The 26983-nt window shown below is 38.2% G+C and carries 27 protein-coding genes; 25 read left to right on the forward strand and 2 right to left on the reverse strand.

Annotation, left to right across the window (positions count from 1 at the left end):
* The first annotated feature begins 376 nt into the window (after positions 1–376).
* From J4Q03_RS02710 to J4Q03_RS02805, 20 genes are all read left to right on the forward strand, one after another.
* The gene (locus tag J4Q03_RS02710) at positions 377–1786 is read left to right on the forward strand and encodes a TolC family protein (protein WP_426046683.1); all 1410 of its coding nucleotides are present in this window, start codon (positions 377–379) and stop codon (positions 1784–1786) included.
* Between the two features lie 18 nt (positions 1787–1804).
* The gene (locus tag J4Q03_RS02715; RefSeq protein ID WP_426046965.1) at positions 1805–2761 is read left to right on the forward strand and encodes an HlyD family secretion protein; all 957 of its coding nucleotides are present in this window, start codon (positions 1805–1807) and stop codon (positions 2759–2761) included.
* A 2-nt stretch (positions 2762–2763) separates the two neighbouring features.
* Positions 2764–3948 carry an ABC transporter permease gene (locus J4Q03_RS02720; protein ID WP_426046684.1) on the forward strand — a complete coding sequence of 395 codons (1185 nt, stop codon included), beginning with the start codon at positions 2764–2766 and terminating at the stop codon, positions 3946–3948.
* Positions 3949–4166: 218 nt separating this feature from the next.
* Complete coding sequence (locus J4Q03_RS02725) at positions 4167–4622, forward strand: DUF1569 domain-containing protein (RefSeq protein WP_426046685.1); 456 nt, start codon at positions 4167–4169, stop codon at positions 4620–4622.
* 12 nt (positions 4623–4634) lie between these two features.
* Positions 4635–5105, forward strand: a complete 471-nt coding sequence (locus J4Q03_RS02730) for a hypothetical protein (protein WP_426046686.1) — start codon at positions 4635–4637, stop codon at positions 5103–5105.
* Positions 5106–5107: 2 nt separating this feature from the next.
* Positions 5108–5515 (forward strand): hypothetical protein, encoded by a 408-nt coding sequence (locus J4Q03_RS02735; RefSeq protein WP_426046687.1) that lies wholly within the window; start codon positions 5108–5110, stop codon positions 5513–5515.
* On the forward strand, positions 5512–5883 hold the full coding sequence (locus tag J4Q03_RS02740; RefSeq protein WP_426046688.1) for a VOC family protein: 372 nt from the start codon (positions 5512–5514) through the stop codon (positions 5881–5883). Before J4Q03_RS02735 ends, J4Q03_RS02740 begins: the two co-directional genes overlap by 4 nt.
* A gap of 9 nt (positions 5884–5892) precedes the next feature.
* On the forward strand, positions 5893–6435 hold the full coding sequence (locus J4Q03_RS02745; protein ID WP_426046689.1) for an SRPBCC family protein: 543 nt from the start codon (positions 5893–5895) through the stop codon (positions 6433–6435).
* A gap of 37 nt (positions 6436–6472) precedes the next feature.
* Positions 6473–6922 (forward strand): VOC family protein, encoded by a 450-nt coding sequence (locus J4Q03_RS02750; RefSeq protein WP_426046690.1) that lies wholly within the window; start codon positions 6473–6475, stop codon positions 6920–6922.
* A gap of 137 nt (positions 6923–7059) precedes the next feature.
* Complete coding sequence (locus tag J4Q03_RS02755; protein WP_426046691.1) at positions 7060–7452, forward strand: DUF1398 domain-containing protein; 393 nt, start codon at positions 7060–7062, stop codon at positions 7450–7452.
* A 137-nt stretch (positions 7453–7589) separates the two neighbouring features.
* Positions 7590–8267, forward strand: a complete 678-nt coding sequence (locus tag J4Q03_RS02760) for a DUF2490 domain-containing protein (protein ID WP_426046692.1) — start codon at positions 7590–7592, stop codon at positions 8265–8267.
* A gap of 87 nt (positions 8268–8354) precedes the next feature.
* Positions 8355–9359 carry a bestrophin family protein gene (locus J4Q03_RS02765; RefSeq protein ID WP_426046693.1) on the forward strand — a complete coding sequence of 335 codons (1005 nt, stop codon included), beginning with the start codon at positions 8355–8357 and terminating at the stop codon, positions 9357–9359.
* A gap of 114 nt (positions 9360–9473) precedes the next feature.
* Positions 9474–11087 (forward strand): Na+/H+ antiporter, encoded by a 1614-nt coding sequence (locus tag J4Q03_RS02770; RefSeq protein WP_426046694.1) that lies wholly within the window; start codon positions 9474–9476, stop codon positions 11085–11087.
* A gap of 21 nt (positions 11088–11108) precedes the next feature.
* Entirely contained in the window at positions 11109–11534 is a 426-nt protein-coding gene (locus tag J4Q03_RS02775; protein ID WP_426046695.1) for an SRPBCC family protein, read from the forward strand.
* A 6-nt stretch (positions 11535–11540) separates the two neighbouring features.
* Positions 11541–12050 (forward strand): GNAT family N-acetyltransferase, encoded by a 510-nt coding sequence (locus tag J4Q03_RS02780; RefSeq protein ID WP_426046696.1) that lies wholly within the window; start codon positions 11541–11543, stop codon positions 12048–12050.
* A 193-nt stretch (positions 12051–12243) separates the two neighbouring features.
* Positions 12244–13266, forward strand: a complete 1023-nt coding sequence (locus J4Q03_RS02785; protein WP_426046697.1) for a glutaminyl-peptide cyclotransferase — start codon at positions 12244–12246, stop codon at positions 13264–13266.
* 101 nt (positions 13267–13367) lie between these two features.
* The gene (locus tag J4Q03_RS02790) at positions 13368–14393 is read left to right on the forward strand and encodes a glutaminyl-peptide cyclotransferase (RefSeq protein ID WP_426046966.1); all 1026 of its coding nucleotides are present in this window, start codon (positions 13368–13370) and stop codon (positions 14391–14393) included.
* A gap of 78 nt (positions 14394–14471) precedes the next feature.
* Positions 14472–15437, forward strand: coding sequence for a hypothetical protein (locus J4Q03_RS02795; protein ID WP_426046698.1), 966 nt, complete (start codon positions 14472–14474; stop codon positions 15435–15437).
* A gap of 28 nt (positions 15438–15465) precedes the next feature.
* A complete protein-coding gene (locus tag J4Q03_RS02800; protein WP_426046699.1) occupies positions 15466–16080 on the forward strand; it encodes a deoxynucleoside kinase in 615 nt (204 codons plus the stop codon).
* A gap of 83 nt (positions 16081–16163) precedes the next feature.
* Entirely contained in the window at positions 16164–16514 is a 351-nt protein-coding gene (locus tag J4Q03_RS02805; RefSeq protein WP_426046700.1) for an arsenate reductase family protein, read from the forward strand.
* 37 nt (positions 16515–16551) lie between these two features.
* Here J4Q03_RS02805 and J4Q03_RS02810 read toward each other — a convergent pair whose 3' ends face one another.
* Both J4Q03_RS02810 and J4Q03_RS02815 read right to left on the reverse strand, forming a co-directional pair.
* Positions 16552–16857 carry a DUF493 family protein gene (locus J4Q03_RS02810; protein WP_306846047.1) on the reverse strand — a complete coding sequence of 102 codons (306 nt, stop codon included), beginning with the start codon at positions 16855–16857 and terminating at the stop codon, positions 16552–16554.
* Positions 16858–16898: 41 nt separating this feature from the next.
* Complete coding sequence (locus tag J4Q03_RS02815; RefSeq protein ID WP_426046701.1) at positions 16899–17570, reverse strand: DUF4197 family protein; 672 nt, start codon at positions 17568–17570, stop codon at positions 16899–16901.
* A 349-nt stretch (positions 17571–17919) separates the two neighbouring features.
* Between J4Q03_RS02815 and J4Q03_RS02820 the strand changes: the two genes are divergently transcribed.
* From J4Q03_RS02820 to bglX, 5 genes are all read left to right on the forward strand, one after another.
* Positions 17920–20748 carry a SusC/RagA family TonB-linked outer membrane protein gene (locus J4Q03_RS02820; RefSeq protein ID WP_426046702.1) on the forward strand — a complete coding sequence of 943 codons (2829 nt, stop codon included), beginning with the start codon at positions 17920–17922 and terminating at the stop codon, positions 20746–20748.
* 11 nt (positions 20749–20759) lie between these two features.
* Positions 20760–22178 (forward strand): RagB/SusD family nutrient uptake outer membrane protein, encoded by a 1419-nt coding sequence (locus tag J4Q03_RS02825; protein ID WP_426046703.1) that lies wholly within the window; start codon positions 20760–20762, stop codon positions 22176–22178.
* A gap of 75 nt (positions 22179–22253) precedes the next feature.
* Positions 22254–23645 (forward strand): glucoamylase family protein, encoded by a 1392-nt coding sequence (locus J4Q03_RS02830; protein ID WP_426046704.1) that lies wholly within the window; start codon positions 22254–22256, stop codon positions 23643–23645.
* Positions 23646–23741: 96 nt separating this feature from the next.
* Complete coding sequence (locus J4Q03_RS02835) at positions 23742–24449, forward strand: prolyl oligopeptidase family serine peptidase (RefSeq protein ID WP_426046705.1); 708 nt, start codon at positions 23742–23744, stop codon at positions 24447–24449.
* A gap of 179 nt (positions 24450–24628) precedes the next feature.
* On the forward strand, positions 24629–26956 hold the full coding sequence (gene bglX, locus J4Q03_RS02840; protein WP_426046706.1) for a beta-glucosidase BglX: 2328 nt from the start codon (positions 24629–24631) through the stop codon (positions 26954–26956).
* Positions 26957–26983 lie beyond the last annotated feature (27 nt).

Consider the following 26983-nt stretch of genomic DNA (forward strand, 5'->3'; position numbering starts at 1 on the left):
CAGATATGTTGAAAGCTTTAGACCATTAAGATGAAATTAAGTTTTTAAGAATATTCAGATTAGTCCTGCTTTAAGAACAACGCTTAAAAAAATCTTTAGATTTTCTCTTAACTATTCTTACATCCTTCACTCATCTTAATGTTTCAAAAAGATAAATAATAAAATTAGAAAGGCAAATATCCCTATGAATAAAGAAAATTCAATTTTTTCCAATTAAAACATCCATCAAATTAAAGTTAAACGGATCTGCTATCCTTGTCACAAATAGTGGATTAAAACTAAACATTTTTTAAACTTATTTTAAATTTACCATATTGAAGAATTACCATCAATGATTTAACAAATTTTTGCATTATATTTGTTATAAACATAAACCATGAAAAACAATTTATTGATTTTTACGTTTAGTTTTTTGGCTTTCCCTAATTTTGGTTGGGCACAGTCTGCGCCGGATTTTAAAGAACTTTTAGACAGTGCAATGGTCCGGGATTCCGAGCTTAAAATGCAGATAACCCAAAACAAACTCACAGATCTTGACACACATAAACTGAAAGATATCTTTCTTCCCACTTTAGAAGTGAGCGGACAGGTAGGTTACCTGAATGCTACTGCAAGATTAACATCGCCCGAAATTAATCTGGCGCCTTTTATCAATATTCCCGAAGGTAGTTTCAATAATAATCTTAACGTTTCAGGTTTTTCAGGAATTGCAAAAGCAGATGCCAAAATGCTTCTCTATTCAGGCGGAAAGGTAAAATACCTGAAAAAAGCCAATGAAGAAAAGAAAATTTCCGAAGATATTCTCCTTGAAAAGACCAAAGATGATGTGGTGGCTAATATTTCCAAGGCATACGATCAGCTGGCATTGATTCATCAGTCTAAAAAAGTACTGGATGAAAGTAAAAAAAGGCTGGATATTAACAGAAAAACAGCCGATAAAGCTCTGGGTTATGGACTGATTACTCCATATGATCATAAAAAAATAGAACTGGCACAGGCTACCCTGGATGCTAAAATGGTGGAATATGAAGGAAAAAAAGAGCTTCTTCTTACCCAGCTGTATATCCTGACAGGAATTGAGAAAGAACGTCTCAGAATGATTGATCCTGTGCTGTCTCCCGTAGAACTGCTGCCTTCAGAAAAAGGAATAGAAGAAAGAGCGGAGGTCCGCGCACTGGAACATGGAATAACAGCCGCAGACTACAAAATAAAAGCGGAAAGAACCTGGATGATCCCGAAAGTACAGCTGATGGCATCCGCATACTATATCGGACTGTACGGAAGCCGTATCAAAACTTCAGAAAATGTCATTCCTGCAGTTCCGGCTTTGGGCTATGAAGGCGCAAAACTGGATTGGAGACCTACCAATGTTAATATTCTTCCCTTATTCACAGCTGGAGTCGGCTTTAAATGGGAGATCTTTGACGGAAAAGAAGGGAAACACGCAGAAGAAACCGCAAAAGTGGGAAAAGAAGTTCTTCAGAATAAAAAAGAAGATGCCTTAAAAAAATTAACGCTTAATCTGGCTAATAATCAAACCAATTACGATATTGCAACTGCTCAGATCACTTTAAAAGCCAAAGAAAAAGAACTGGCCAAAAATGCTCTGATTCAGGCTGAAAAAGAATTCAGATACGGAATGAGCAAATCTTCACAGCTCATTGATGCTGAAAATGATCTGGAGATTGTTGAACTTGAATACCAGAATGCCCTTTTTAACCAGAGAAGAGCCGGAATAGAGCTGATGAGATCTACTCAGGAGCTCGATATCACCAAATTGTATTAATCCCTTACCATTAAAATGATGCATAAAAATATATTCATACTCTTTGCTGTTCTTTTTCTAGTAGGGAGCTGCAACGAAAAAAAAGAAAGCCTGAATGATTCCGAAGGCAAGACTAAAAAAGAAGTGATCTCTTTTGCTCCTAAAGTCACAGGAAGAATCCTGAAAATATATGTAACTGAGGGGCAAACCGTGAAAAAAGGCGATACTCTGGCGTTACTTGATGTGCCGGAGGTTTCTGCGAAAATTGCACAGGCTCAGGGCGCAGTGAGTGCTGCAACGGCTCAGGAGCAGATGGCGAAAAACGGTGCTACGGCAGATCAGCTTCGGCAGCTTCAGGCTAAATACAAAGGCTTGAAGGAGCAGTATGAATTTGCCCAGAAATCATTTAAAAGAGCCAATAATATGTACCGGGACAGCCTCATGTCTCCTCAGGCATACGATGAGGTGTATGCAAAACTTCAGGGGGCAAAAGCCCAATATGATGCGGTAATTGCTGAATTGGATGATGTAAAAAGAGGGACCCGTTTCGAAAAAGTAGAGATGGCAGCAGGACAGGCTTCACAGGCCAAAGGTGCCCTTCAGGAGGCTAATGTTGCCTATTCCGAAAGATACATTATCGCAACGAATGATATGGAGATAGAAACAATAAGCCTGAATACGGGTGAACTGGCTACGGCAGGTTTTGCTTTATTCAACGGATATATTCCGGGAAGCACTTATTTCAGGTTTACAGTTCCGGAAAGCGCTATTGCCCGATACAAAAAAGGGCAGGAGGTCAATATGCAGGTCGTTTATAATAAAGAAACCCTCACCGGAACCGTTGTATACATCAAACAGCTCACAAGATATGCGGATATTACAACCGCTTATCCTGATTACCAGCTGCAGGACGCCGTTTACGAGATCAAAGTAAAGCCTGCAGATATGAATAAAGCCCAAAATATATTGGTGAATGCTAACGTTATCCTGAAATAATTATGAAAGAATTTTTTCGGCTTTTAAAACGGGAATTCAAGCTTTTTATTGGCAATTCTACCCTGAGGACCGTATTTTTTCTGGCTCCGGTATTCTATGCCACATTGCTGGGTTTCGTCTATAAAAGCGGAAAAGTGGAAAATACTCCGGTTCTCGTTATTGACAGAGATAATACCCCTTTATCCAGTCAATTGACAGATATGCTGGATGATAATAAAAGCATCAGCATCATTAAATATGCCCGGGAACCTTTAAGCATAAAGGATGAGGTAATCCGTCATGAAGCGGCAGCTGTTGTGATCATTCCATCCAGATTTGAGGCAGAAATGCTTCAGAAAAAGTATCCCGAACTGAATGTATACATCAATACCGGAAATGTTCTTACTGCCAATTTTGCATCCAAAGCACTTCAGCTTACCATAGGAACTTTCTCCGCAGGAGCATCAATTAAAGCCTTGCAAAAGGCCGGAATGCCCGCTACAAAGGCTGCTACACAATACGAGCCATTCAAAGCTAACTATATCACGCTTTTTAATACCACCGGGAATTATCTCATCTTCATGTGGCCGGCGATGCTGGCTGTAGTTCTTCAGCAGGTTATTCTCCTTGCAATGGCTGTAAGTTTTGCCGCTGAGTTCGAAAGAGGCTCTTTTGTAAAAGAATACCTGAAGATGAAAAAATGGGCTTTCCCAACCATGCTGATCAAAGTTATCCCCATCTGGGTTTTCTCCGTTCTTATTGTTGGAGTCTATTACTTTATGCATATGATTTTCCGGGTTCCGATGCCTGAAGGAATACTCAATTTTATTCTTCTGACAGCAGTATTTGTTGGTTCTGCTTCGTTTTTAGGCGTATTGATCAGTATCCTTATTCCGGATGCATTGAAGGCAACACAGATTTTAATGGTTATTGCTTCACCGGCATTTATTATCAGCGGATTTACATGGCCGTTAAGTGCAATGCCTGCCTTCGTTCAGTTCATTGCCAACATTATTCCCCTGACTCCCTTCCTGCAGGCCTTTAAAATTCTACTGATTCAGAAAGGCTCCGTAGAACTTACATTTCCCTATTTAAAACATTTAAGTATTTTACTTCTGGTCTATGCTGTTCTTGGCTGGATTGCCTTAAAGATTAAACTTTGGTTTATTTTTAAAAATAATGCCCCAAAGGAAACTGAAGATGTTTGAGACTTGTAGAGTTTGATTGCTAAAGTCTTAGAATTTAGGATATAAGTGTTAAATATTAACTTATACCGGCAATTTCCATAACCAACAACTCGGAACTTGTAATCCTGCACTTCGTAACCGGCATACATTATCCTCAAAACACGTCACCGTTTTTTTTATGATCCTGTAAAATTAAAGGAAAAAACTGATATATTTGCTTTCAGATAATTAGACATATTATGGAAAATGTATTTGATGCAAAAGATGCTCAGAACTATATTGATAGGATAAATAAGCTGGTAGAGGATACCCACGGTTTGTGGGGAAAAATGACGGTTGATCAGATGCTTGCTCATTGCAGCGTATCCTATGAAATGGTATATGAACCCGAAAAGCATAAAAAACCGGGTTCTATTGCAAAATTTATTTTAAAGACTTTTGTAAAGCCTAAAGTGGTTGGAGAAAAAGCCTATCCAAGAGATTCCCCTACAGCCCCTCAGTTCTTAATTACAGGAAGAAAAAATTTTGACGATGAGAAGAAAAGACTGATCGGCTTTATTCAAAAAACACAGCAGTTGGGCGCAGAAGCTTTCGATGGGAAAGAATCATTTTCTTTTGGTAAATTAACCTCGCAGCAGTGGAACAATATGTTTGCAAAACATCTGAACCATCACCTTTCCCAATTTGGCGTTTAAACATTACACATTATGAAAAAACTTTTATGGATCCTCATTCTTGCCTGCAATTTTGCTTGGGGCCAGATGCCGGATATTTCAACAGTCTGGCTGAATAACAGCAAACCTTATATCGGAACAATAGGAGACCGCGGACAGCAATTGAAGCTTAAGGTCAATATTTCCGAACAGAACAAAAAAAATGACCAGGAATATTTTATTTCCGGCTATTCTCTTGTGGATGACAACTATGCGAAGTACGAAGGCAAAGTAACCATTACAAAGTATAAAGATGCCAAAAGAAAAGGAGTCGTATTTGGAGATTATGAGCTTGCAGAAGAACCCAAAGGAAAGCATTCCGGTATTTTTAAAGGTAAATTTATTTATACCTTCAAATGGAATAAAAAAACTGAAAAAGTAGAAGGTCAGTATATAGAATTTATTGGTGATTGGAAAAGTTATGACGGAAAACTGAACTTCAAAATCCGTTTAAAAAATCAGTAGCCATGTTAAGAAAAATACTGGCTGTTCCGGCCGGGCTCATTGCAGGCATTATCTGCATTACGGTCATTGAAAAAATAGGTCATCAGCTGTATCCGCCTCCTGCCGGAGCCGCAAGCGGAGATATGGTGGCAATGAAAGACTACGTTGCCCATGCTCCTTTTATGGCACTCTTCTTTGTGATCATTGGATATGCGCTGGCAGCTTTTGTTTCAGGCTTCACGGCTTCAAAAATTTCCAATAACGGAAAGCATACCGCTGCAGTGATCTGCGGAATTGTTTTTTTGCTCATTACGATTTATATGATGGTTTCTCTTCCTACTCCCATCTGGTTCTGGATCTTAGGAATTCTTGTATGGGGATTGGTATTTGCAGGAAGTAAATTAGCTTTAAAAAATAAAAGACACCTATGAAATTAGGAGCATTCTCAATCAGTTTAAGTGTAAAAGATCTTCAGAAGTCTAAAGATTTTTACGAAAAATTAGGTTTTTCTGCTATGGGCGGAAATATGGAGCAGAATTATCTCATCATGAAGAACGGAAGTACCCTGATTGGGCTTTTTCAGGCTATGTTCGACGGAAATATGCTGACCTTCAATCCGGGATGGGACGAAGACGCCCGCAACCTGGAATCTTTTGATGATGTTCGTGACATACAGAAACATTTAAAAGAAAATGGAGTCGAGCTTGAGAAAACCGCGGATGAAACCACTTCCGGCCCTGAACATATCTTCCTGAAAGATCCGGACGGAAACATGATATTAATTGACCAACACCGATAATCAAAGTTTATGAAAATATTAAAAAGAATTATCCTTGTCCTGGCTTCTATCCTTATTTTATGGATGGTTGTGGCTGCTTTTGTTTCAGGAGACTGCGTTTATGAAAAATCAATAGCGATTAATGCTCCGGCTGAAAAAGTATGGCAGCAGACCAATACACTAAGAGCTATGGACCAGTGGAGCCCCTGGAATGATCTGGATCCTGGAATGAAAAAAGACTGGACCGGAACTACCGGGCAGCCCGGAGAAAAAGTATGCTGGGACAGTGAAAAAGATGCTGCCGGAAAAGGATGCCAGGAAGTAAAGAAAGTGGATGCAGCAGGCAAAAGAATAGAGACGGAGATCAAATTTTTAACACCATATGAAAGTGAAGCCAATGCCTATGTGAAAATTGTTCCGGAAGGCAATGGAAGCAAAGCCACGTGGGGATTCACCTCAAAAATACCTTATCCTTTCACCGTAATGAAATTGTTTATGAATATGGAAGATGCTATTGGAAAAGATTATCAGAAAGGATTGTCCAGATTAAAAGAATTATCTGAAAAATCTTAAAAAAAACTCATTACAACTTAACTCATAAAAACAATCAATGGCATCAGTAAACGCTTATTTAACATTTAATGGAAACTGCAGAGAGGCATTCGACTTCTATAAATCAGTTTTCGGAGGAGAATATCCTTACATAGGAACTTTCGGAGAAATGCCACCAATGGAAGGTAAAGAAACTCCTGAAGAAGATAAAAACAAAATTATGCACGTTTCTCTTCCAATTTCAAAAGAAACAATTTTAATGGGAAGTGATACAGGCGGCGAATGGTCTTCCAACTTTAAAGCAGGAAACAATTTCTCTATTTCCATCAATGCAGAATCTAAAGAAGAGGCAGATAAACTATTCAATGGGCTTTCTGCCGGAGGCCAGGTGACAATGCCTATGGCGGATACTTTCTGGGGAGCCTATTTCGGAATGTTTACCGATAAATTCGGAATCAACTGGATGGTCAACTATGATGATCCTGCGAAAATGCAGCAGCATCCTTAAGATTATATTTATACATGAATATAGTAAAACTAACCAACCGGCGGAGATATCTGCCGGTTTTGTTTTATGATATATTTGCATTCCAAAAAAGCATATTTTTGGGTAAAACACATTAAAAAAAATAAAAATAAACACAGATGAGATTTACAATTGAACAGATTAAAGCGGAACACCAAAAAGTAAAAAACGGAGCAGATTTTCCGAAGTATATCCAGGCCATAAAGAATCTTGGAGTTTCAAAATACACTGTATATGTTGCTGATGGGAATACTCAGTATTTTGATACAGATAATGAAACATCACATACTGGAAAGAAGTATGATAACCTTACTCTTTCAGAACATCTGAATCTTGATCAGTTTACAATAAGATTAAAGCTTCATCAACAGGGGGGAACAGATTATCCCACATTCTGCAGCGACTGTGCTGAGAACGGAGTAAAAGGTTGGGAAATGGATCTTAATGCCATGACATACACCTATTTTGATACAGAAGACAATGAGATTTTGATAGAGCAAATTCCCGGTTAATTAAGAACTATTATTTTCATGAATTTGAAATACTTTTATTGAAAATCTTCAATTAAATTCCCATTCAATATTGTTTGCTATTATTGATTTAAATTATTAATTTTGTTGTGTACGATAGATAATAGTAATTGAATAACATGAGAAAGATCTTTACGAAGCTGATATTTACAGTATTGAGTCTGGGGTCAATAACGGCCGCTGCACAGAAAAATGATTTGGGAGCATGGTATATGTACTTTGGAAATAATAAGATCAGCAAGAAGCTGAACTGGCACAACGAAGTTCAGTACCGGAATTTTGATGCAGCAGGAGACCTTGAACAGCTGTTGATCCGTACAGGAATTGGATATGACCTTACCGAAAATAACAATAATATTTTACTGGGTTACGGTTTTATTTTAAGCCAGCCCTACGTAAACGGCGAGAAAAAAGAAAACATTGAACACAGGATCTTCCAGCAGTTCATTACAAAGCAGAAGTTTGGACGCTTTAACCTTCAGCACAGATACCGGTTGGAAGAACGTTTTCTGCAGGATGATTTCAGAATGAGATTCCGTTATATGATCGGGCTGAATATACCGATCACTCAAAAAGAACTGGTTCCGAAGTCCCTGTATGCTTCAGTATATAATGAGATTTTTCTGCATGTTGACAGTCCGGTCTTCGACAGAAACAGGGTATACGGAGCTTTAGGGTATGTTATCAATAAAAATATGAGGATAGAAGCCGGTTATATGAACCAGATCCAGGAAAACAGAAACCGCGGGCAAATCCAGATCGGGTTTTATAATAATATTCCTTTTAATAAAAATTAATACTGACAGTCCATGCCGGATGCCGGATGATGAAGAAAAAACTGTAGTTTAGAAAATATAATCAACAGATCAAAAAAATAAACACATATGCATTCAGGAAAAAGATTTGGAGCGCTTGAGTTCGCCACCTGGACAAGACGCAGTATCTATGTTTTAACGATATTGTCAGCGATACCCACAGTATTGTATTTTTTAGGCTGGAAATTTGTTTCCGTTCCCTGGCAGCCAATCGCTATTCTGGGGACCGCGGTAGCTTTTATTGTAGGCTTTAAGAATAATGCCAGCTACAGCAGACTTTGGGAAGCCAGGCAGATTTACGGTGCCATCATCAATGACAGCCGCAGCTTCGGATATATTCTGAGAGATTCTCTTTTGGCAAAAGACTCTCAAAAAGTAAAAGAGATGTTTCTCCGTCATTATGCATGGCTTACGGCACTCCGTTTTCAGCTGAGAGAGCCCAGAGCCTGGGAGAATATGGGAACTGCACAGTACGATGAATATTCTAAAAAGTATGATATCCCGGAAAGGTTAAGCAAGCTGGACGATGAGCTGAAAAACTATATTTCCGAAACCGAACTTCAGTATATTTTAAGTAAAAAAAACAGGGCAACACAGCTGATGGCCACTCAGAGCAAAGAACTGTCCGAAGCCTATGCCAAAGGAGATATCAATGACTTTCAATGGACACAGATCAACCAGCAGCTGGTAAAATTTACAGACGATCAGGGAAAAGCAGAAAGGATCAAGAATTTTCCCTATCCGAGAAACTTTTCATCTATTACAACCTATCTTTTGCTTCTGTTCATTCTTTTCGTTCCTTTTGGACTACTGAAAGAACTGGATAAACTGGGTGAAGGAACTGTTTTGGAAGGCTTGACAATATGGTTCAATATTCCGTTTTCGCTGATGGTAACCTGGTGTTTCCATACACTGGACAGTGTAGGTGAGGCCTCTGTAAACCCTTTTGAAGGAAGCCCGAATGATGTTCCGATAACACAAATAAGCCGTACCATAGAGATTGATATGAGAGATATGCTGGATGAAGCTGATCTTCCGCCGGCTATTAATCCCAAAAATAATATTGTACTTTAAAATAGAATAAGGTTAAATACAAGGTTATAATTGTTTACATCAAATATTCAAAGTTAAAAACAACCTTCTGTTTTGACCAGCTTCAATCAAAAACAATTTAAAAAACAACCCAAAATGATTCACAATTATGTTATCATATCCATTGCGGTCCTTTTGTCTGTAATGATATTGGTGATGATAGGGCAGAAGCTGAAAGTAGCTTATCCCATCTTCCTTGTTATCGCTGGTCTTTTGATCAGCCTGATCCCCGGAATGCCGCATATTGAAATAGAGCCGGATCTTGTCTTCCTGATCTTCCTTCCCCCGATTCTTTTTGAAGCCGCCTGGTTTACCTCATGGCAGGATTTTCATAAATGGAGAAAACAGATCTTTTCGATGGCCTTTGGGCTTGTATTTTTAACTTCAGTTGTGGTGGCTTATCTTTCATCTTCCATTATTCCGGGACTTACCGTTGCCATGGGGTTTCTCCTTGGAGGGGTGAACTCTCCGCCGGATGCAGTGGCTGCCACTTCAGTACTGAAACATATGAAGATCCCCAAAAAGATCACCAGTATCCTGGAAGGTGAAAGTCTCATCAATGATGCTTCCAGTTTAATTGTATTTAAGTTTGCCTTGGCAGCTGTGATTTCAGGACAGTTTATATGGAGAGATGCTATTCAGGATTTCTTTCTGATGGCAGTAGGTGGAGTCGCAGTGGGAATAGCTACAGGACTTCTGTTTGGAGCATTGCTGAGGATCATTCCTTCCAATTCCAATATTGATACAGTGATTACGCTGATTGTTCCGTACATTATGTATGTTGGGGCAGAACACTTCCATTTTTCAGGAGTACTGGCAGTGGTTGCCGGAGGTCTTTTGATGTCCTATAATTCACATTGCTATTTAAGTCATACCTCAAGAATACAGTCGGGAAATGTCTGGAGTGTGCTCATATTTCTGATGAATACTATTATTTTTATCCTTATCGGTCTTGAGCTTCCGGTGGTGGTTGCCGCTATGAAAGATTATACAATTTCAGAAGGGATTTTTTACAGCCTTGTAATTGGTGGAGCTATCATTTTTACCAGAATACTGTACAGCTATGCCGTCATGTATTTTCCGAGGCTCTGCTCAAAAGAATTAAGGTTAAAAGTTCCCAAACCGGACTGGCGGGAACCTTTTATTATCAGTTTTGCAGCCATGAGAGGAGTGGTTTCGCTGGCAGCAGCACTTTCAATTCCTGCTTTTTTACCAAACGGAGAAGCTTTTCCGCACCGTAATATTATTTTATTTGTAACTTTCGTTATTATATTGATCACACTGGTAGGACAGGGACTGCTTCTGACTCCTATTTTGAAATGGTTAAAAATAGATGATGCAGGAAGTGAGCTGCCTGAAGAAAAACAGGAAGTGATCCTGATGCGTAAACTTAAAGAAACAGCACTGCACAAAATGGAAAATGATTTTTCCGACCTGGCAGAGAAAAATACGCTGGTCCGCCACCAGAAACATAGGTTGGAAACCGAAATGATGCTGATGGCAGATAAAGCCCAATGTATGGCCTCTACGGGAGATTATGTCAATGCGATCAATGAAAATAAAGAAGTGCTCCGCCAGATCATCCAGGCTCAGAGAAATGAGCTGCACCGGATGAAAAAGGAGAAGATTTTTGATGACCACGTCATGAGAACCATTGAGATGCAGCTGGATTTTGATGAAGCAAAGATCACCGGATTCTCCCACAGTTAAACCATAATTAAACCTGATGAGATGAATACACCAATCACTGTTCAGTACAAAATAAATACTCCGGTAGAAAAAGTCTGGAAGGCTTTGACCGATACAAATGAAATGAAAGCCTGGTATTTCGATATCCCGGATTTTACTTTGGAAGAAGGAGAAATATTTAATTTTTATGAGCCCGGTGAAGAAAAAAAATATCACCACCAGTGCCAGATTCTGGAAATTGTTCCTAATAAAAAGTTAAAGCACACCTGGTCATATCCAGAACTGTCAGATGTTGTAACTACCGTAACATGGGAGCTTGAGAAAGAAGATATTGGAACGTTGATAACATTGACTCATGATCATATTGAAGGTTTCGATGGTTTGGGTGAAAATTTTTCCTTAAAAAGTTTTACCGAAGGCTGGAATGGGATTATTGGAGGAAGCCTGAAAGAATACCTGGAAAAATAAAAAGATATGGTCGAACTGCAATTCTTTAAAGCAGAAGATGCTCCTGAACTGATTTCTAAAATAAAAGATAAAAGAGCACTTCTTCAGTTTGCCGGTCCTGCCTATCATTTTCCCCTGACAAAAGAACAGCTGGAAAATGATCTGGAAAACGAAAACCGATTCATGTTCAGAATTTTTGACAGAACAGAACAAAATGGGATAGGGCATGCCCAGATTTTTTTGAAAGACTATACCTTTCTGCTTGGTAGAATCCTGATCTGGGATGAAAACAACAGAGGAAAAGGCTATGGAAAGAAAATTGTACAGGAACTGCTGAAATATGGCTTCAGCCATTTTGATAGAAAAACAGCCGAGCTTAATGTATACGACTGGAATACCGGAGCCATTGAATGCTATAAAAAAGTGGGGTTTGAGATTGATCCGGATGTCATGAGCGAAGTCAGTATCGATAATGAGCTATGGCTTTCCGTTAATATGAAAATTAATAAGGATGCATTTGAATCCTTTAAACAATAACAGTATTACAGCACTATACTCCGAAAGATTTAAACAAAAGTAAATCTTCTGTGAGATCAGAATTTTGAATAGGACAGGAGGGAGTTGCGGTGTATGGAAACAGTGATTATATATTACAATTCGTTCAGGCAGCTGATAATATTGGCAATACGGAATAAAATTTGCTATTTTTGGGGAAATATTTAGAAATTCAATGAAAAAGAATATAATAGTAGGTTTAGCAGTGGTTTTGATGTTGGCGTCTTGTAACAAAGATGAGAAAATTCTGAACACTCTGAATGAGTATAATAATTCAATGGTAGAAAAAGGATATCATTTCGGTGATAAACTTGAGCTTCCGAAAGAGGTGACGGAGAATGCAGAAAGTATCAGTATCAGCTTTGGAGACAAAGAAACTTCAAGTTTAACTGTTGATCCTAAATTCTTTACATTAGGTGACAATGCGGTGACCTTTAATATCAAAACAAAAGGCGGGAAAACCCTTAATCAGGATGCGACCATTAATGTATTTGCAAAAAATCCTGAAAAAAACATCGCTTATCAGATCATAGCTGAATACCCGCATGATCCAAAGAATTTTGTGCAGGGTTTCCAGATTGAAGGAAATACGATCTATGAAAGTGACGGGCAGAACGGTTCTTCACAAATCCTTAAATATACATTAGGAACTACAACTCCGCTGGCTTCTACAAAACAGGCTCAGGAAGATTTCTCAGAAGGAAGCACCATTGTAGGTGATAAAGTTTATCAGCTGACATGGCAGAGCAAAAAAGGCTATATCTATGATAAAAGCTCTTTAAAGCTCCTTTCAGAATTTGCTTACCCGAATGTTTTGGGGGAAGGCTGGGGACTTACCTATGACGGAAAAAGTCTGATCGCATCAGACGGAAGCAAGCTTTTATACTTCCTTGACGTTAACGACCCTTCAAAATTAATCAAATATGTTGCAGTGGCAGGAAGCTCACAGATCTATGATCAGCTGAACGAGCTGGAATACCACAACGGATTTATCTATGCAAATGTATGGCAGAAACCTGTTGTGTTAAAGATTAATCCTGCAACGGGAGAAGTAGTAGGTACGTTTGACTTTACTGATATTGCCAAGCAGAATACCAAGGGAAGTGATGATGTTTTGAACGGTATCGCTTTCAAAGGTGATCATATGCTTGTAACCGGCAAAAACTGGCCGAAAATCTATGAAGTTCAGATCAAATAATCTCAATAAAGATTTATCGATAAAAAAACAGCGTTCCTCAGGAGCGCTGTTTTCATGAAAGGATTAAAATTTACTATTTTTGACAAATGATTAAGAAGTCACTGAAAAGAAATAGTATAGCAGGTTTAGCGGTCATTTCCCTTTTATTATCATGTAATAATAAGGAAAAAATGCTCGATTCATTGGCTGATTATAATAACTCAAAAGAAACAAAGGGTTACCATTTTGGAGATCGACTTAGTCTTCCAAAAGAAGTGACAGATAATGCAGAAGCCATTACGGTAAGCTTTGGAGAAAATGAAACTTCAAATTTGACCATTGATCCTAAGTTTTTTACATTGGGAGATAACAACATTACCTTTATCATCAAAACCAAAGGTGGGGAAAGCTTAAACCAAGATGCTACAATCAATGTTTTTGCAAAAAATCCTGAAAAGAATATTCCCTACAATATTATAGCAGAATATCCTCATGATCCGACGAATTTTGTTGAAGGGTTTCTTATAGAAGGCAGTACGGTTTATGAAAGTGCAGGATTAGACGGTGCTTCTAAACTGATAAAATATACTTTAGGTTCATCCATTCCAAGTATTATAGAAAAGCAGCCTGCTGATATTTTTTCTGAAGGCTGCGCAATTGTAGGTGATAAAATATATCAATTGACGTATAAAAATAAAGTTGGATTTGTTTACGATAAAAACTCATTAAAGAAACTTTCCCAATTTCCTCTACCAAATGTGATCGGAGAAGGTTGGGGCTTAACGTATGACGGCAAAAACCTTATCGCAACTGACGGTTCAAAAAACCTTTATTTTCTGGATGTAAATGATCCTTCAAAAGTTGTAAGAACAGTGGCTGTTGCCGGGCATACCGAAACTTACAATAATATTAATGAACTGGAATATCACGATGGCTTCATTTATTCAAATGTATGGCATAAACCAATTATTTTAAAGATTAATCCTTCAACTGGAGAAGCGGTGGGAAAGTTTGACTTCACCCAAATTACTGCTGGGAATGATCAGGGCAACAGTGAACATGTTTTGAACGGAATTGCTTTTAAAGGTGAAAACATGCTGGTAACAGGAAAAAATTGGGCAAAGATTTATGAGATTATTATTAAATAATTGATTTTTTTAATTTAAATAAAAGTGTGTAAATTGCCGACATTCCGCATAGGAAAGTTATCTTTACCAAAATAGACTTTGAGATTACTTTACATCATATTTATCTCCTTTTTCTGTACAGCAAATGCACAGAAATCCCTTCCTTTGGATACATTGAAACTGAAGGAAGCTAAAGATATGCTGGCAGATGATTACGGGAATCTGTATATCTATAAAAATAAAGATTTCAGTTTTACCAAATATGATTCTTTAGGAAAACAGCTTGGTAAAATGATGCTGACAGTGCCGTACAAAGTACAGTCTGTTCAGAATCCGCTGAGCTTGGCATTATTTTCAGAGAATGCCCAGGAAATGAAATTTGTGGACCAGAATATGAATGAAATCCAAAAGATTGATTTCAGACAGAAATTCGGTTTTATAAAAATGGCCTACGCTGAAGATCTTCAGCAGCTGTGGCTGCTGGATGACAGTACGAAACGACTGATCCAGTATAACTTCAGAAACGATACAACAATCAATTCTTTTCCCTTTGATATCAGTTTTGATGATCTGATGGATCTGTTGGTATTTGAAAATAAAGTCTATATTTTAACCAGAAAGCATATCAGAGTATACTCGCTGAAATTTGAAAAACTCTTTGAAGCTCCGCTGGAAAACGGGAAAAGATTCAGACGGGAGAACGATGTTATTTTGGTAGTCGCCGACAATTCGATTCTGAAGTATGATCCCGAAAAAGGAATGATTAAAATTTTTGAAGATAAAGAGGCGCAAATTGTGGATAAAAACATCCTTTCTTATTTTGAAATCAAAGCGAACAAACTCTATCTTTACAGCCTTGAAAAAATAAAAGAAACTAAACAGCAGATAGAGCCCGAAATCAAGCAGCAAACTGTACCGCCAGCCACAGAACCGTCATCTGAAAAAACAGAAGAGGTGAAGAAAACTGACGGGGAGGAGAAGAAGGAATCTGATGAAAAGGCTCCTGATAATACTCTCCAGAAGCTGATGGAAGATGCTTCCGAGGTTCAGGATGCAGGTGTTTAGTCAGGATTAATAAAAAATACTAAGGAGAATGCATATTGCAGTTACAGGAAATATTGGAGCCGGTAAAACAACTTTAACCACGATGCTTGCCAAGCATTACGGATGGGATGCACAGTTTGAGGATGTAGACCACAACCCTTACCTCGAAGATTTTTATGCAGATATGAGCAAGTGGAGTTTTGCACTGCAGATCTATTTTTTAGGAAGCAGATTCCGCCAGGTAAAAGAGATCAGAGAGAGCGGTAAGAATATTATCCAGGACCGTACCATCTACGAAGATGCCCATATTTTTGCTGAAAACCTGAATGATATGAAACTGCTTTCGGACAGGGATTTCAATAACTATGTATCTGTTTTTGGACTGATGAAGTCTTTCGTTTCTGCTCCGGATCTTTTAATTTACCTTAAGTCTGATGTTCCGAACCTTGTAAAGAAGATTTACAAAAGAGGAAGGGAATATGAAGCATCAATCAGTATTGAATACCTGTCAAAGCTTAATCAGAAATACGAAAAATGGATCTCCGATTATACCGAAGGAAAACTTCTGATCATCGAAGTGGATGATTTGGATTTCGTAGAAAAGCCTGAAGATTTCGGATTTATCCTTGAAAAGATTGAAGCAGAGCTGAACGGCTTGTTTTAACAAATTTTTATCAGAATTTAAGACAGCTTTCAGTTCATTTCTTCCTAAATTTGAGAGAATGAGTTTAATTTAAAGATTATATTATGATGGTTAAGGTTTTACATAATGGAAACTGTTCTAAATCAAATGCTGTACTCGAGTATCTTGATGAAAACGGTGTGCCTTTTGAGATCATCAACATCATGGAAGAACCGTTGAGCGTCTTAGAAATAAAAACAGTATTGAAAAAGCTGAATCAGAGCGTATTTCATATGATCCGTAAAACGGATAAGCTGTATATGGAAAATTACGCTGATAAAAATTATTCTGAAGAAGAGTGGATCAAGATTCTGTCTGAGAATCCTTCCCTGATACAGAGGCCTATCCTGATCAAAGGATCTGTTGCCATGCTGGGAAGACCTATTGAAAATGTGAAATTCTTTATTGAAAAATAACAAATAAAAAAGTCAGCGGAAGCTGACTTTTCTTTTTCTACAATAGAATAACGCCTTCTATTTTGGCGACTTCTTTATAAATATTCACTACCTGGTCTGCATCCAGAACGAATGCGTTGATATTGCATGCAGTGTATTTTCCGTTTTTGCTTTCACGGTTTCCTAGCGTAAACTTGATGCCGTCAAAAACTTTATAAATTTCAGTAAGCTTTGCCTGATCTGTGGGAATGATAAATTTAAATAAATAATCCTCAGGAAAGTCATGGTGACCTTCCAGTTTTTCCTTCAGGGAATTGTAAAAATCCTGTGGGCTTGCGTGTTGGTTTCCTTGTAATATGTCCATCTGCAGTTGTTAAATTATATATAAATATAGCGAAAATTTTTCTATTTTCCAAGGGGTCCAAGCAGTGCTTTGGAGTTCTGATGCTCGTAATCTTCGATGATGTTGAACAGTCCATTTACCAGCTGTTCAGAGGCTAATTTGCTTAATCCACCGGTATTTACGTTAGTGTTGCTTCCACCAAGAAGACTTCCCAAAAGATTATTTCCTGAAAGAGCCGTATTGATTGTTTTTGCAATTCCGTATTCGTTCAGCTTCTCATCCACTTTGGGAGCGATGGCAGCTACGAGCTGTTGAGAGGTCTTCTCCTTTAAAATCTGTGTTGCTGTAGTACCCTGAATGATTCTCGTAACGTCCTGTGCGTTTAAACTGTTTACAGCTCCTTGCAGAATAGGTTTTGATATGTTAACGGTATACGCTGCTGCCTGCGCAATAAAATCTCTTTCCTTAGCTACCAGTGAAGGGGCAATTTTTTCAAGGGTAGAGTTGATATCTCTTAACTCCTTTGGAAGGGCCTTATCTACCATATTATTTTGAAGGAAAGCTTCCTTGTTGCTGTAAATACCCATCCCTTTATCTATACCGTTCAGCAAAACTCTTTTAATAATAGACAGGCCAAGGTCAGAAGTCGCCACTGTTGTGCAGGATTGGACACTGGTGAAAATTAATGTTCCGGTTCCAATTAATAGCGCTGCTGCTATAATGTATTTTTTCATTGATCTTTTTTCTTATTTTTCCAAATATTGCGCCAAAGGTAAACACTATAACCGTATTAACAAAATATTAAATTCTTATTACCAATTTGGGGGTTTTCTTATGAAAACTTAAAGATTTTCAATTGGGTATTTTATTATAATTTGATGGTTATAATAAATTTTAATTACCTTAATTCTGTTTATTCAACTTTCTGTTTATTAATTTTCTGTTTTTTTTAAATTTTTATGATATGTTAACAATGTTCGATTTTTTTTCTATTTTTGAGTAATGTCTTTTTTTGAGAATTTAAATAACTCCACCATGAAGGACATGTTTTAAAATTTGATTGTACGAATAAAATTGAACTATATGAAACAACGTGATTTAAAGTATTCATGCCTCATTGCAGTTTTATACTTCGGTATGAATGTGAATGGGCAGACTACTCCGAAAGATACTGCTGTGAAAGAGCAGAAGATCGAGGAGGTGGTTTTGATCGGATATGGATCTCAGAAAAAAGAAAATGTTACAGGGAGTATCGGGCTGGTGACAGCAAAAGATCTTGCTGATAAACCGAATGCTAATCCGATAAGCTCTATACAGGGTAAGTTGTCCGGTGTGCAGATTCTTAACTCTGGTGCTCCCGGAGGCTCTCCCAGAGTAGATATAAGGGGAGTAGGATCACTTACAGGTAAAACTGTATTCATTGTGGATGGGATGATTACTGATGATATCTCCTTTTTAAATCCTCAGGATATTGAATCTATGAGTGTTTTAAAAGACCCTTCCAGTTTGGCAATTTTTGGAGCCAGAGCTTCTAACGGAGCTGTCATTATAAAAACTAAAACAGGAAGAGGAAAGAAACCTGTTTTTAATTTTAACTCCTATCTGGGCATCAAAAAAGTAACGAATATTCCAGAAATGGCTAATTCGGATCAGTATATTGAATTATATAATGAAAAATTAAGAAATGAAAATGTAACTGATCCTACAAAATTCTTAAGCAGGTCAAACTTTCCTGCAGATACCAATTGGTTTAAAGAAATTTTTAGAACAAGTATTATTAATTCAAATGATTTTTCTGCCTCCGGTAATCTAGGAAAACTGAATTACTATGGAAGTATCGGAAATTTGCAGGATGAGGGTAATCTGGCTGCAGGAAGAGGTATAAACTCAGGAAGCGGCTTCAACAGATTAAATACAAAGTTAAATCTTACCTACAAAATAACGGACAATATTACCATTGGAAATAATTTTTCATTTTCGAAAATGCGTACGGATGCTGCACAAAATCCATTATTAGATGCTTATACCGCTCCTCCGATATTTTCAACAATGAATCCTACAACAGGAGATTATCAGTTTTTCAATGGATATTCTATACCTAATCCGAGAGCCAAGCTGGATTTATTCCGTTCACAGATCAGACAGGAAAGGTTGCTGAATAATATTTGGGGAGAATACAAATTCCTGAAAGACTTCACGTTAAGGGTTAGCTATACTTCGGATAATATTAATACAAATAAATATGAATATTCGCCAACGCTTACTTACGTTCCTGTATCAGACCAAAAACCAACAAAATTAATTACGAGGGATTCCAGAGATCGAAATTATGTTTGGGATAATACCCTGACCTGGAAAAAAAGTTTTGGGGATCATAATTTTGAAGTGTTGGCAGGTTTTTCCAGAACAAGAAATTCTTATGCTGAAACATATGCCGAAGCACAAAATGTACCTTATGACGGAACAAACGAATCTTTAAGTATAAGCAACGGAACGAATGTTGTGATTTATAACAATGACAGAAAAGATTTAAATCTAAATCAGGATCAATACCGAATTGAATCATTCTTTGGAAGATTGAATTACGATTATAAAGGGAAATACCTCTTGAATGCCTCTATCCGTAGAGACGGAACCTCACAGATTTCTGCAGATGATAGAAACAAGATTTTTCCGGCAGTTAGCGTAGGATGGGTAGTAACTAAAGAAGATTTCATGAGTGAGCAAAATACATTCAATCTTTTGAAGTTAAGAGCAAGCTATGGTAAATTGGGAAATCCTAACATAAGAAGAAAATATACTTTAAATGTTTCCAGCATTGCCGGCGGTGCCTATTATGGAAATACTGGGTACCCAGCACAAACTATTGACGAAATAATAGATCCGAACATTGGCTGGGAAACTACCTCTGGTGGAGATGTCGGTTTGGAAATGGCTTTATTCAATAATAAACTGAAAATAGATGCTACCTATTTTAGTAAGGATTCTAAAGATGTTGTATATGGTATTGTTCAGGGAACAGTTTCCGGTGCGAGTAACTGGAATGATTTTGTTACAAATGCCTATTCTTTCAATAACAGAGGATTTGAAGCTTCTATAAATTATAACACTAAAATTAATGAAAATATTGGTATAGGAGTGTATGGTAATTATACTGCATTAAAAAATGAAATCACTTCAGTATATCGTGATTCATATTTAGCGGCAGGAGCAAGTTTATTTGGTAATTCCGTTATCAGATTGCAGGAAGGTCAGGCTGTGGGTTCTTACTATGGATATCAGGTAACAGGAGTATTTCAAACAGATGCTGAAGCTGTTGCATCAGGACAAAATGGAGGGCTGGCAAAAGCAGGATGGTTTAAGTTTGCAGATTTGGACGGAAATGGAGTTATTGACACACGAGATAAAACATTCTTAGGAAATCCTATTCCTAAAGGAACTTATGGCTTTGGTGTTAATATGAATATTTACGATTTTGACTTTGCTATTGACTTCCAGGGAGTTTTCGGTAATAAAATCTATAACTATAACCGTGAACAGCGTTTCGGAAATGAAAATTGGGATTTAGATTTTTATAATAACAGATGGAGGGGAGAAGGATCGTCTAACAGCTATGCACTGACAACAAATAACCAGTCAGTAATTCTGCCTAGTAGTTTCTATGTGGAAAGTGGAAGCTATATCAGAATCAGAAACATCCAGATCGGGTACAACCTGCCGAAAGCCTTTACAAGTGCTATGTCTATCACTAAACTGAGATTGTACCTAAGTGCACAGAACCCATGGACAAGCTTTAAGTACAAAGGTTTTTCTCCTGAGATTATGAATACGGACAGAGTGCAAATGGGTGTTGATCAAAATATCTATCCTATTTCTGCAATCTATACATTCGGTATGAATTTAACATTTTAATTAGAAGACTTATGAAAAAAATATTTTTGTCAATCGCATTAGTTTCTCTTTTAGCTAGTTGCAATGATGATTTTTTAGATATAAAAGAAGAAGGAGAAATTGAAGCATCTACATTCTTTACAACAGAACAGGATGCTATGAACGCAACCAATGCTATTTATAGTTTTCTCAGAAGTTGGGAAAATTCAGCATTTCCTTATCAATTTGTTTTTGGAGTACCCGCAGATGATGTTTTAAAAGGATCAAATCCCGGAGATTCCTCATTTATCAATGAGTATGATAATTTCACCTACACCGTAAGCAATGAAGGAGTAAGAGGATATTGGATTGGGCAGTGGCAGGCTGTAAACAGAACTAACCAGGTGATTACAAATGTTCCTAATATCAATATGGACACTACGCTGAGAAACAGATTAATTGCAGAAGCAAAAATGCTGAGAGCATATTTCTATTTCAATTTAGTGAGAATCTATGGTGGAGTTCCTATATATGATGGTGTTCAGGCGGATTATAAGAAACCAAGAAATTCTGTAAATGAGGTTTATGATTTTATAATTTCAGATCTTACTGCAGCAGCGTCAGTTCTTCCTCAGAGCTATGGGGCAGCAGATTTGGGAAGAGTGACAAAAGGAGCAGCATTGGGACTGCTTTCCAAAGTTTATCTTTATAAAAAGGATTGGCAAAAGGCGTACGACACGTCTAATCAGGTTATTGGAATGGGGTATAGTTTGGATCCGGATTTTAACCATTTATTCAGACCAGCGGGTGAATTTGGATCAGAATCTGTATTTGAAGTTAACTGCCAGTGTTCAGCACAGTTTGGAGGTAGCCAGTATGCTGAAGTTCAGGGAGTAAGAAACCAGTTTGGCTGGGGATTCTTTACCCCTTCTCAGTCATTGGAAAATGCATTTGAGCCGGGAGATATCCGTAAAGAATTAACCATTCTGAGAAATGGAGAAACTACACCGGAAGGAGATTTGATTGCAATGGGTGATCCTCAATCGGTTACTACCTACAATCAGAAAATTTATGTACCTAAAGCACTCAATAATAATTCTTGTGGCTATGGATCTATTCAGAATATTAGAATTTTACGCTTTGCAGAAATTCTCTTAATAAATGCAGAAGCAGCAAATGAATTGGGTAACACTGCTACAGCTATACTCAATCTGAATAAAGTCAGAGACAGAGCAGATCTTTTAGGAACAACAGCTTCCACTCAGACAGCATTGCGTGCAGCAATATGGCACGAGCGTAGAGTAGAGCTGGCTTTAGAAGGTGATCGTTTTGTAGACCTTGTAAGAACTGGTGAGGCAGCAACAGTGTTGGCTCCTTACGGATTCAAAGCTGGAAAAAACGAGGTTTTCCCAATTCCGCTGGATGCTATGAACGAAAGTGGAGGGGTGTTTACCCAAAACCCCGGTTATTAAAAATAAACCATAAACTTTAGAGGAGAATGAAAGTTCTCCTCTTCTTTTAGTTGAACCAGGTAAAAAAAAGATTTCATGAAAAGGACCGTATTATCAATTGCTGTAGCATCTTTATTCTTTGCATATTCTTGCAAAAATTCTCAGACATTAAAAAAGGAAACTGCTCAAGCCAACGCTGTGAAAAGTAACATCACCGATGAACAGCTCATGGACAGGGTTCAGAAAGATGCCCTGAAATATTTTTGGGATTATGCTGAACCAACATCCATGCTGGGAAGAGAGCGCTATCACGAAGACAATATTTATCCGGATAATGACAAACATGTAGTGACTACAGGTGGTTCAGGATTTGGACTGGCAACGCTTCTGGTAGGAGTAGAGAGAGGTTTTATCCCAAGACAAGAAGCTGTAAAAAGGCTGACCCATATGATGGATTTCCTTGCCAAAGCAGATCGTCATAAAGGTGCCTGGCCTCACTGGATCAACGGAGAAACAGGAAAAACAGTTCCTTTCGGAAAGAAAGATAACGGCGGAGACCTCGTTGAAACGGCATTTCTGACCTCAGGAATCCTGATGGTACGCGAATATTTTAAAAACGGGAATACAGAAGAAAAAGCTCTTGCCTCAAAATGCGATGAGCTTTGGAAAGGAATTCAATGGAACTGGTATACAAAAGGAGGTGAAAAAGTCCTGTACTGGCACTGGTCACCGGAATATCAGTGGGAAATGAATTTTCCGCTGGAAGGATACAATGAATGTCTGATTACCTACATCTTAGCCGCTTCATCACCTACACATCCTATTGATGCCGAAACCTATTACAAAGGCTGGACGAGAAACGGGAAATACCTTACAGATAAAACAAAATACGGACTTCCTCTGTATGTAAAACACAATTATGCCGAAGAATACGGCGGACCGCTTTTCTGGTCACAATATTCCTATATCGGTCTGGATCCTACCGGGCTTTCTGATAAACTCGTGAAAAATTATTTTGATTTAAACAAAAATCAAGTCCTTATCGACTATAAATACTGCGTTGAAAATCCAAAACAGTGGAAAGGTTACGGCCCAAACTACTGGGGACTGACAGCCGGTTATACAAGAAATAAAGACGGAAGTACAGGATACACCGCTCATATGCCAACCAATGACAATGGCGTGATCACACCTACCGCAGCACTGAGCAGCTTTCCGTACACCCCAAAAGAATCTATGAACTTTCTGAGATTCCTATATACCCAGAAACCGGAATTTATTGGGTCGGCAGGACCTTATGATGCAACGTCAGTGAATTACAACAACTGGTTTACACCAAGGTATTTAGCCATAGATCAGGGAACAATAGCGCCTATGATTGAAAACTACAGAACCGGATTCCTCTGGAAATTATTTATGAATGCACCCGAGATTCAGCAGGGGCTTAAAAAATTAAGTTTCCAGTCCGAGAAGTACGGAATCAAATAATCTGATTTTTAAATGCTATTTTTATTCAATAATAAATTATATTCAATCGAGAAAGCTTTCGTTCGTTTAAACAATTAGCCAAAATCGAATAACAATATGAAATTAAAACTGAAACATCTGCCTTTTTTACTCCTTGCATTTTCATTACAGGTGAATGCCCAGGAAATAAAAGCAGAGCTCAATAAAGAAATTAAAAGGACAGAGAAAATATCCTACATTCTCGATTACCCTCAAAAGGAAAAAGGCAGCGTTCCCCTGATCGTGTTCCTTCACGGTTCTGGAGAAAGAGGAAATAATCTTGAAGCTGTCAAGGCGCACAGTCCGTTTACTTATAAAAACCTGATCAAGGAACCCGTAGCTATTCTGGCACCACAGTGTCCTGCAGATTCATGGTGGGATACCATAACGGTTTATAACCTGATCAAAGAAATTCAGAAAAAATATAAAATTGATGACTCAAGAATTTACCTTACAGGACTTTCGATGGGAGGCTGGGGAACTTGGAAATTAGCTATGGAACATCCGGAAATGTTTGCAGCGGTAGTTCCTGTATGTGCTCCGGCAGACAGAGTAATGGGAGCCAATATTGATCGGTTTAAACAGTTGCCTGTAAAAATTTTTCACGGGGGGAATGATGATGTCGTTTCTCCAATGAATTCGATAGAAATGTATCAGGCTTTAAAAAAAGTAAACCCAACGGCTACATTAACTATTTTTCCCGATGACAATCATAATTCCTGGGATTCCACCTATTCAGACCCTAAACTGTACGAATGGATGCTGTCTAAGAAAAAAGGAGAATAGAGATTGGATAAATAGTGAAGAACTAAGAATTATATATGTTTAAAAAAGGCCGGAAAATGAAAATGTAACCAATTTTGAGCCCTAAAACATGAAGTTTGGAAAAACTAGCACTTGCGTTATCAACAAAAAACACCCCAGTAAACAATAAAATTAGAACTATAATTTAAGAAGATAGATTTATGAAAAAGTTAATTGTACTTGCAGCCTTAGCGCTTTCTCCCGTGTTTTCCGCACAGGAAATGGTAACAAAGCCGGTTCAGTCTTATCAGACAGCCCAGTATCAGGCAAAAAGAAAGGCTTTCGTAGAAAATCTTTTGTCTAAAATGACTTTAGATGAAAAGATTGGCCAGCTCAACTTGCCTACTTCCGGAGATTTTACAACAGGGCAGGCTCAAAGTTCAGACATCGGAAAAAAAGTAGAACAGGGATTAGTAGGAGGACTATTCAATATAAAAGGAGCTGAAAAGATCAAAGCAGTTCAGAAAGTCGCTATGGAAAAAAGCCGTCTGAAAATTCCTTTGATCTTCGGTATGGATGTTATCCATGGTTACGAAACCACTTTCCCGATTCCGTTGGGTCTTGCTGCTTCCTGGGATATGAACCTTGTACAGCAGTCTGCAAGAGTTGCTGCCAAAGAAGCTTCTTCAGACGGGATCAACTGGACCTTCTCGCCGATGGTGGATATTTCCCGTGAACCGAGATGGGGAAGGGTTTCCGAAGGCTCCGGAGAAGATCCTTATTTAGGAAGTGAAATTTCTAAAAATATGGTCTATGGCTATCAGGGAAAAGACCTTTCTGTTGGTAATACCATTTTAGCCTGTGTAAAACACTTTGCGTTATATGGTGCAGGTGAGGCTGGCCGTGATTATAATACTGTGGACATGAGCCATGTGAGAATGTTCAATGAATATTTTCCGCCCTATAAAGCCGCTGTAGATGCTGGAGTAGCTTCTGTAATGGCCTCTTTCAATGAAGTAGACGGAGTTCCGGCAACCGGAAATAGATGGCTGCAAACCGATGTACTCAGAAAAATGTGGAATTTCAAAGGTTTCGTAGTGACCGATTATACCGGGATCAATGAAATGACAGAACACGGAATGGGAGACCTTCAGCAGGTGTCAGCTTTAGCTTTGAAAGCCGGAGTAGATATGGATATGGTAGGAGAAGGGTTTTTAACGACTCTTAAAAAGTCTCTGAATGAAGGGAAAGTTACACAAGCTGAGATTGACATGGCAGCAAGACGAATTCTTGAAGCAAAATATGACCTTGGATTATTCGACGATCCTTACCGTTACGGTGATGCGAAACTGGCTGCAAAAGAGGTTTACAATATGGAGAACCGTAATGTGGCAAGAAGTGCAGCAGCTCAGTCTATGGTTTTATTAAAAAATGAGAATCAGGTATTGCCACTGAAAAAATCCGGTACCGTAGCCGTTATCGGTCCATTGGTAAATAACTCTCTGAATATGGCCGGAACCTGGAGCGTTGCTACAAAACATGCAGCTTCAGTGTCATTAGTACAGGGTCTTCAGGCTAATTATGGCAAAGAAGTGAAATTCCTTTCCGCAAAAGGTGCTAACATTGATTACGATGCCAAATTAGAAGATATTTATGCAGCTCATGGTAAAAAGACAGACCGAGACAGCCGTTCCAAAGAACAGTTATTAAAAGAAGCTGTTGATATAGCCAATAAAGCAGATGTTATTGTTTTGGCAATTGGAGAATCTGCGGAAATGAGCGGTGAGTCTTCATCAAGAACAGAAATTACCATTCCTCAGTCTCAGGTTGATTTATTAAATGAACTGAAAAAGACCGGAAAGCCGATAGCGATGGTACTTTATACAGGACGCCCTTTAGCTTTAACCAATGTGAAAGATACGCCTGATGCTATCTTGAACGCATGGTTTGCCGGCTCCGAAGCGGGAAATGCTATCTCAGATGTTTTATTCGGAAAAGTAAATCCTTCAGGAAAACTTCCGATGACCTTCCCAAGAAGCTTAGGACAGGTTCCGATTTATTATAATGCAAAAAATACCGGACGTCCGCTAAGTCAGGATAAAGTCGATAAATGTGTATACGAAAGATTCCGTTCCAATTATATGGATGAATGTAATACACCTTTATATCCGTTCGGTTATGGCCTGAGTTATTCTAAATTCAGTTATTCCGATATGTCAGTTTCCAATCCTAATCCAAAAGGAAATCAGACCGTTCAGGCTTCAGTAACGGTTACCAATTCAGGAAACTATGACGGAGCCGAAGTGGTACAGCTGTATATCAGAGATATGGTAGGAAGTATGACAAGACCGGTAAAAGAACTGAAAGGATTCCAGAAAATCTTCCTGAAAAAAGGAGAATCTAAAAAAGTAACCTTCGATATTACACCAGAAAGCTTGAAATTCTATAATGGAGAATTGAAATTTGACTGGGAGCCGGGAGAATTTGATATCATGATCGGAACCAATTCTGATGATGTGAAACACTCAAAAATCAACTGGACCAAATAATAATAGCTAAAGCCATTCTTTGAGTGG

This window comes from Chryseobacterium sp. NFX27 (assembly GCF_049887855.1).
Lineage (GTDB): Bacteria > Bacteroidota > Bacteroidia > Flavobacteriales > Weeksellaceae > Chryseobacterium.

What these genes read in the sequence shown, in the direction of transcription:
- J4Q03_RS02810 (WP_306846047.1), bottom strand. Translation starts at nt 16,857, where the DNA reads ATGGACATATTACAAGGAAACCAACACGCAAGCCCACAGGATTTTTAC.
- J4Q03_RS02750 (WP_426046690.1), top strand. Translation starts at nt 6,473, where the DNA reads ATGGCATCAGTAAACGCTTATTTAACATTTAATGGAAACTGCAGAGAG.
- J4Q03_RS02755 (WP_426046691.1), top strand. Translation starts at nt 7,060, where the DNA reads ATGAGATTTACAATTGAACAGATTAAAGCGGAACACCAAAAAGTAAAA.
- J4Q03_RS02830 (WP_426046704.1), top strand. Translation starts at nt 22,254, where the DNA reads ATGAAAAGGACCGTATTATCAATTGCTGTAGCATCTTTATTCTTTGCA.
- J4Q03_RS02785 (WP_426046697.1), top strand. Translation starts at nt 12,244, where the DNA reads ATGAAAAAGAATATAATAGTAGGTTTAGCAGTGGTTTTGATGTTGGCG.
- bglX (WP_426046706.1), top strand. Translation starts at nt 24,629, where the DNA reads ATGAAAAAGTTAATTGTACTTGCAGCCTTAGCGCTTTCTCCCGTGTTT.
- J4Q03_RS02720 (WP_426046684.1), top strand. Translation starts at nt 2,764, where the DNA reads ATGAAAGAATTTTTTCGGCTTTTAAAACGGGAATTCAAGCTTTTTATT.
- J4Q03_RS02740 (WP_426046688.1), top strand. Translation starts at nt 5,512, where the DNA reads ATGAAATTAGGAGCATTCTCAATCAGTTTAAGTGTAAAAGATCTTCAG.
- J4Q03_RS02725 (WP_426046685.1), top strand. Translation starts at nt 4,167, where the DNA reads ATGGAAAATGTATTTGATGCAAAAGATGCTCAGAACTATATTGATAGG.
- J4Q03_RS02735 (WP_426046687.1), top strand. Translation starts at nt 5,108, where the DNA reads ATGTTAAGAAAAATACTGGCTGTTCCGGCCGGGCTCATTGCAGGCATT.
- J4Q03_RS02770 (WP_426046694.1), top strand. Translation starts at nt 9,474, where the DNA reads ATGATTCACAATTATGTTATCATATCCATTGCGGTCCTTTTGTCTGTA.
- J4Q03_RS02835 (WP_426046705.1), top strand. Translation starts at nt 23,742, where the DNA reads ATGAAATTAAAACTGAAACATCTGCCTTTTTTACTCCTTGCATTTTCA.
- J4Q03_RS02825 (WP_426046703.1), top strand. Translation starts at nt 20,760, where the DNA reads ATGAAAAAAATATTTTTGTCAATCGCATTAGTTTCTCTTTTAGCTAGT.
- J4Q03_RS02800 (WP_426046699.1), top strand. Translation starts at nt 15,466, where the DNA reads ATGCATATTGCAGTTACAGGAAATATTGGAGCCGGTAAAACAACTTTA.
- J4Q03_RS02745 (WP_426046689.1), top strand. Translation starts at nt 5,893, where the DNA reads ATGAAAATATTAAAAAGAATTATCCTTGTCCTGGCTTCTATCCTTATT.
- J4Q03_RS02710 (WP_426046683.1), top strand. Translation starts at nt 377, where the DNA reads ATGAAAAACAATTTATTGATTTTTACGTTTAGTTTTTTGGCTTTCCCT.
- J4Q03_RS02805 (WP_426046700.1), top strand. Translation starts at nt 16,164, where the DNA reads ATGATGGTTAAGGTTTTACATAATGGAAACTGTTCTAAATCAAATGCT.
- J4Q03_RS02760 (WP_426046692.1), top strand. Translation starts at nt 7,590, where the DNA reads ATGAGAAAGATCTTTACGAAGCTGATATTTACAGTATTGAGTCTGGGG.
- J4Q03_RS02815 (WP_426046701.1), bottom strand. Translation starts at nt 17,570, where the DNA reads ATGAAAAAATACATTATAGCAGCAGCGCTATTAATTGGAACCGGAACA.
- J4Q03_RS02715 (WP_426046965.1), top strand. Translation starts at nt 1,805, where the DNA reads ATGCATAAAAATATATTCATACTCTTTGCTGTTCTTTTTCTAGTAGGG.
- J4Q03_RS02775 (WP_426046695.1), top strand. Translation starts at nt 11,109, where the DNA reads ATGAATACACCAATCACTGTTCAGTACAAAATAAATACTCCGGTAGAA.
- J4Q03_RS02765 (WP_426046693.1), top strand. Translation starts at nt 8,355, where the DNA reads ATGCATTCAGGAAAAAGATTTGGAGCGCTTGAGTTCGCCACCTGGACA.
- J4Q03_RS02780 (WP_426046696.1), top strand. Translation starts at nt 11,541, where the DNA reads ATGGTCGAACTGCAATTCTTTAAAGCAGAAGATGCTCCTGAACTGATT.
- J4Q03_RS02820 (WP_426046702.1), top strand. Translation starts at nt 17,920, where the DNA reads ATGAAACAACGTGATTTAAAGTATTCATGCCTCATTGCAGTTTTATAC.
- J4Q03_RS02730 (WP_426046686.1), top strand. Translation starts at nt 4,635, where the DNA reads ATGAAAAAACTTTTATGGATCCTCATTCTTGCCTGCAATTTTGCTTGG.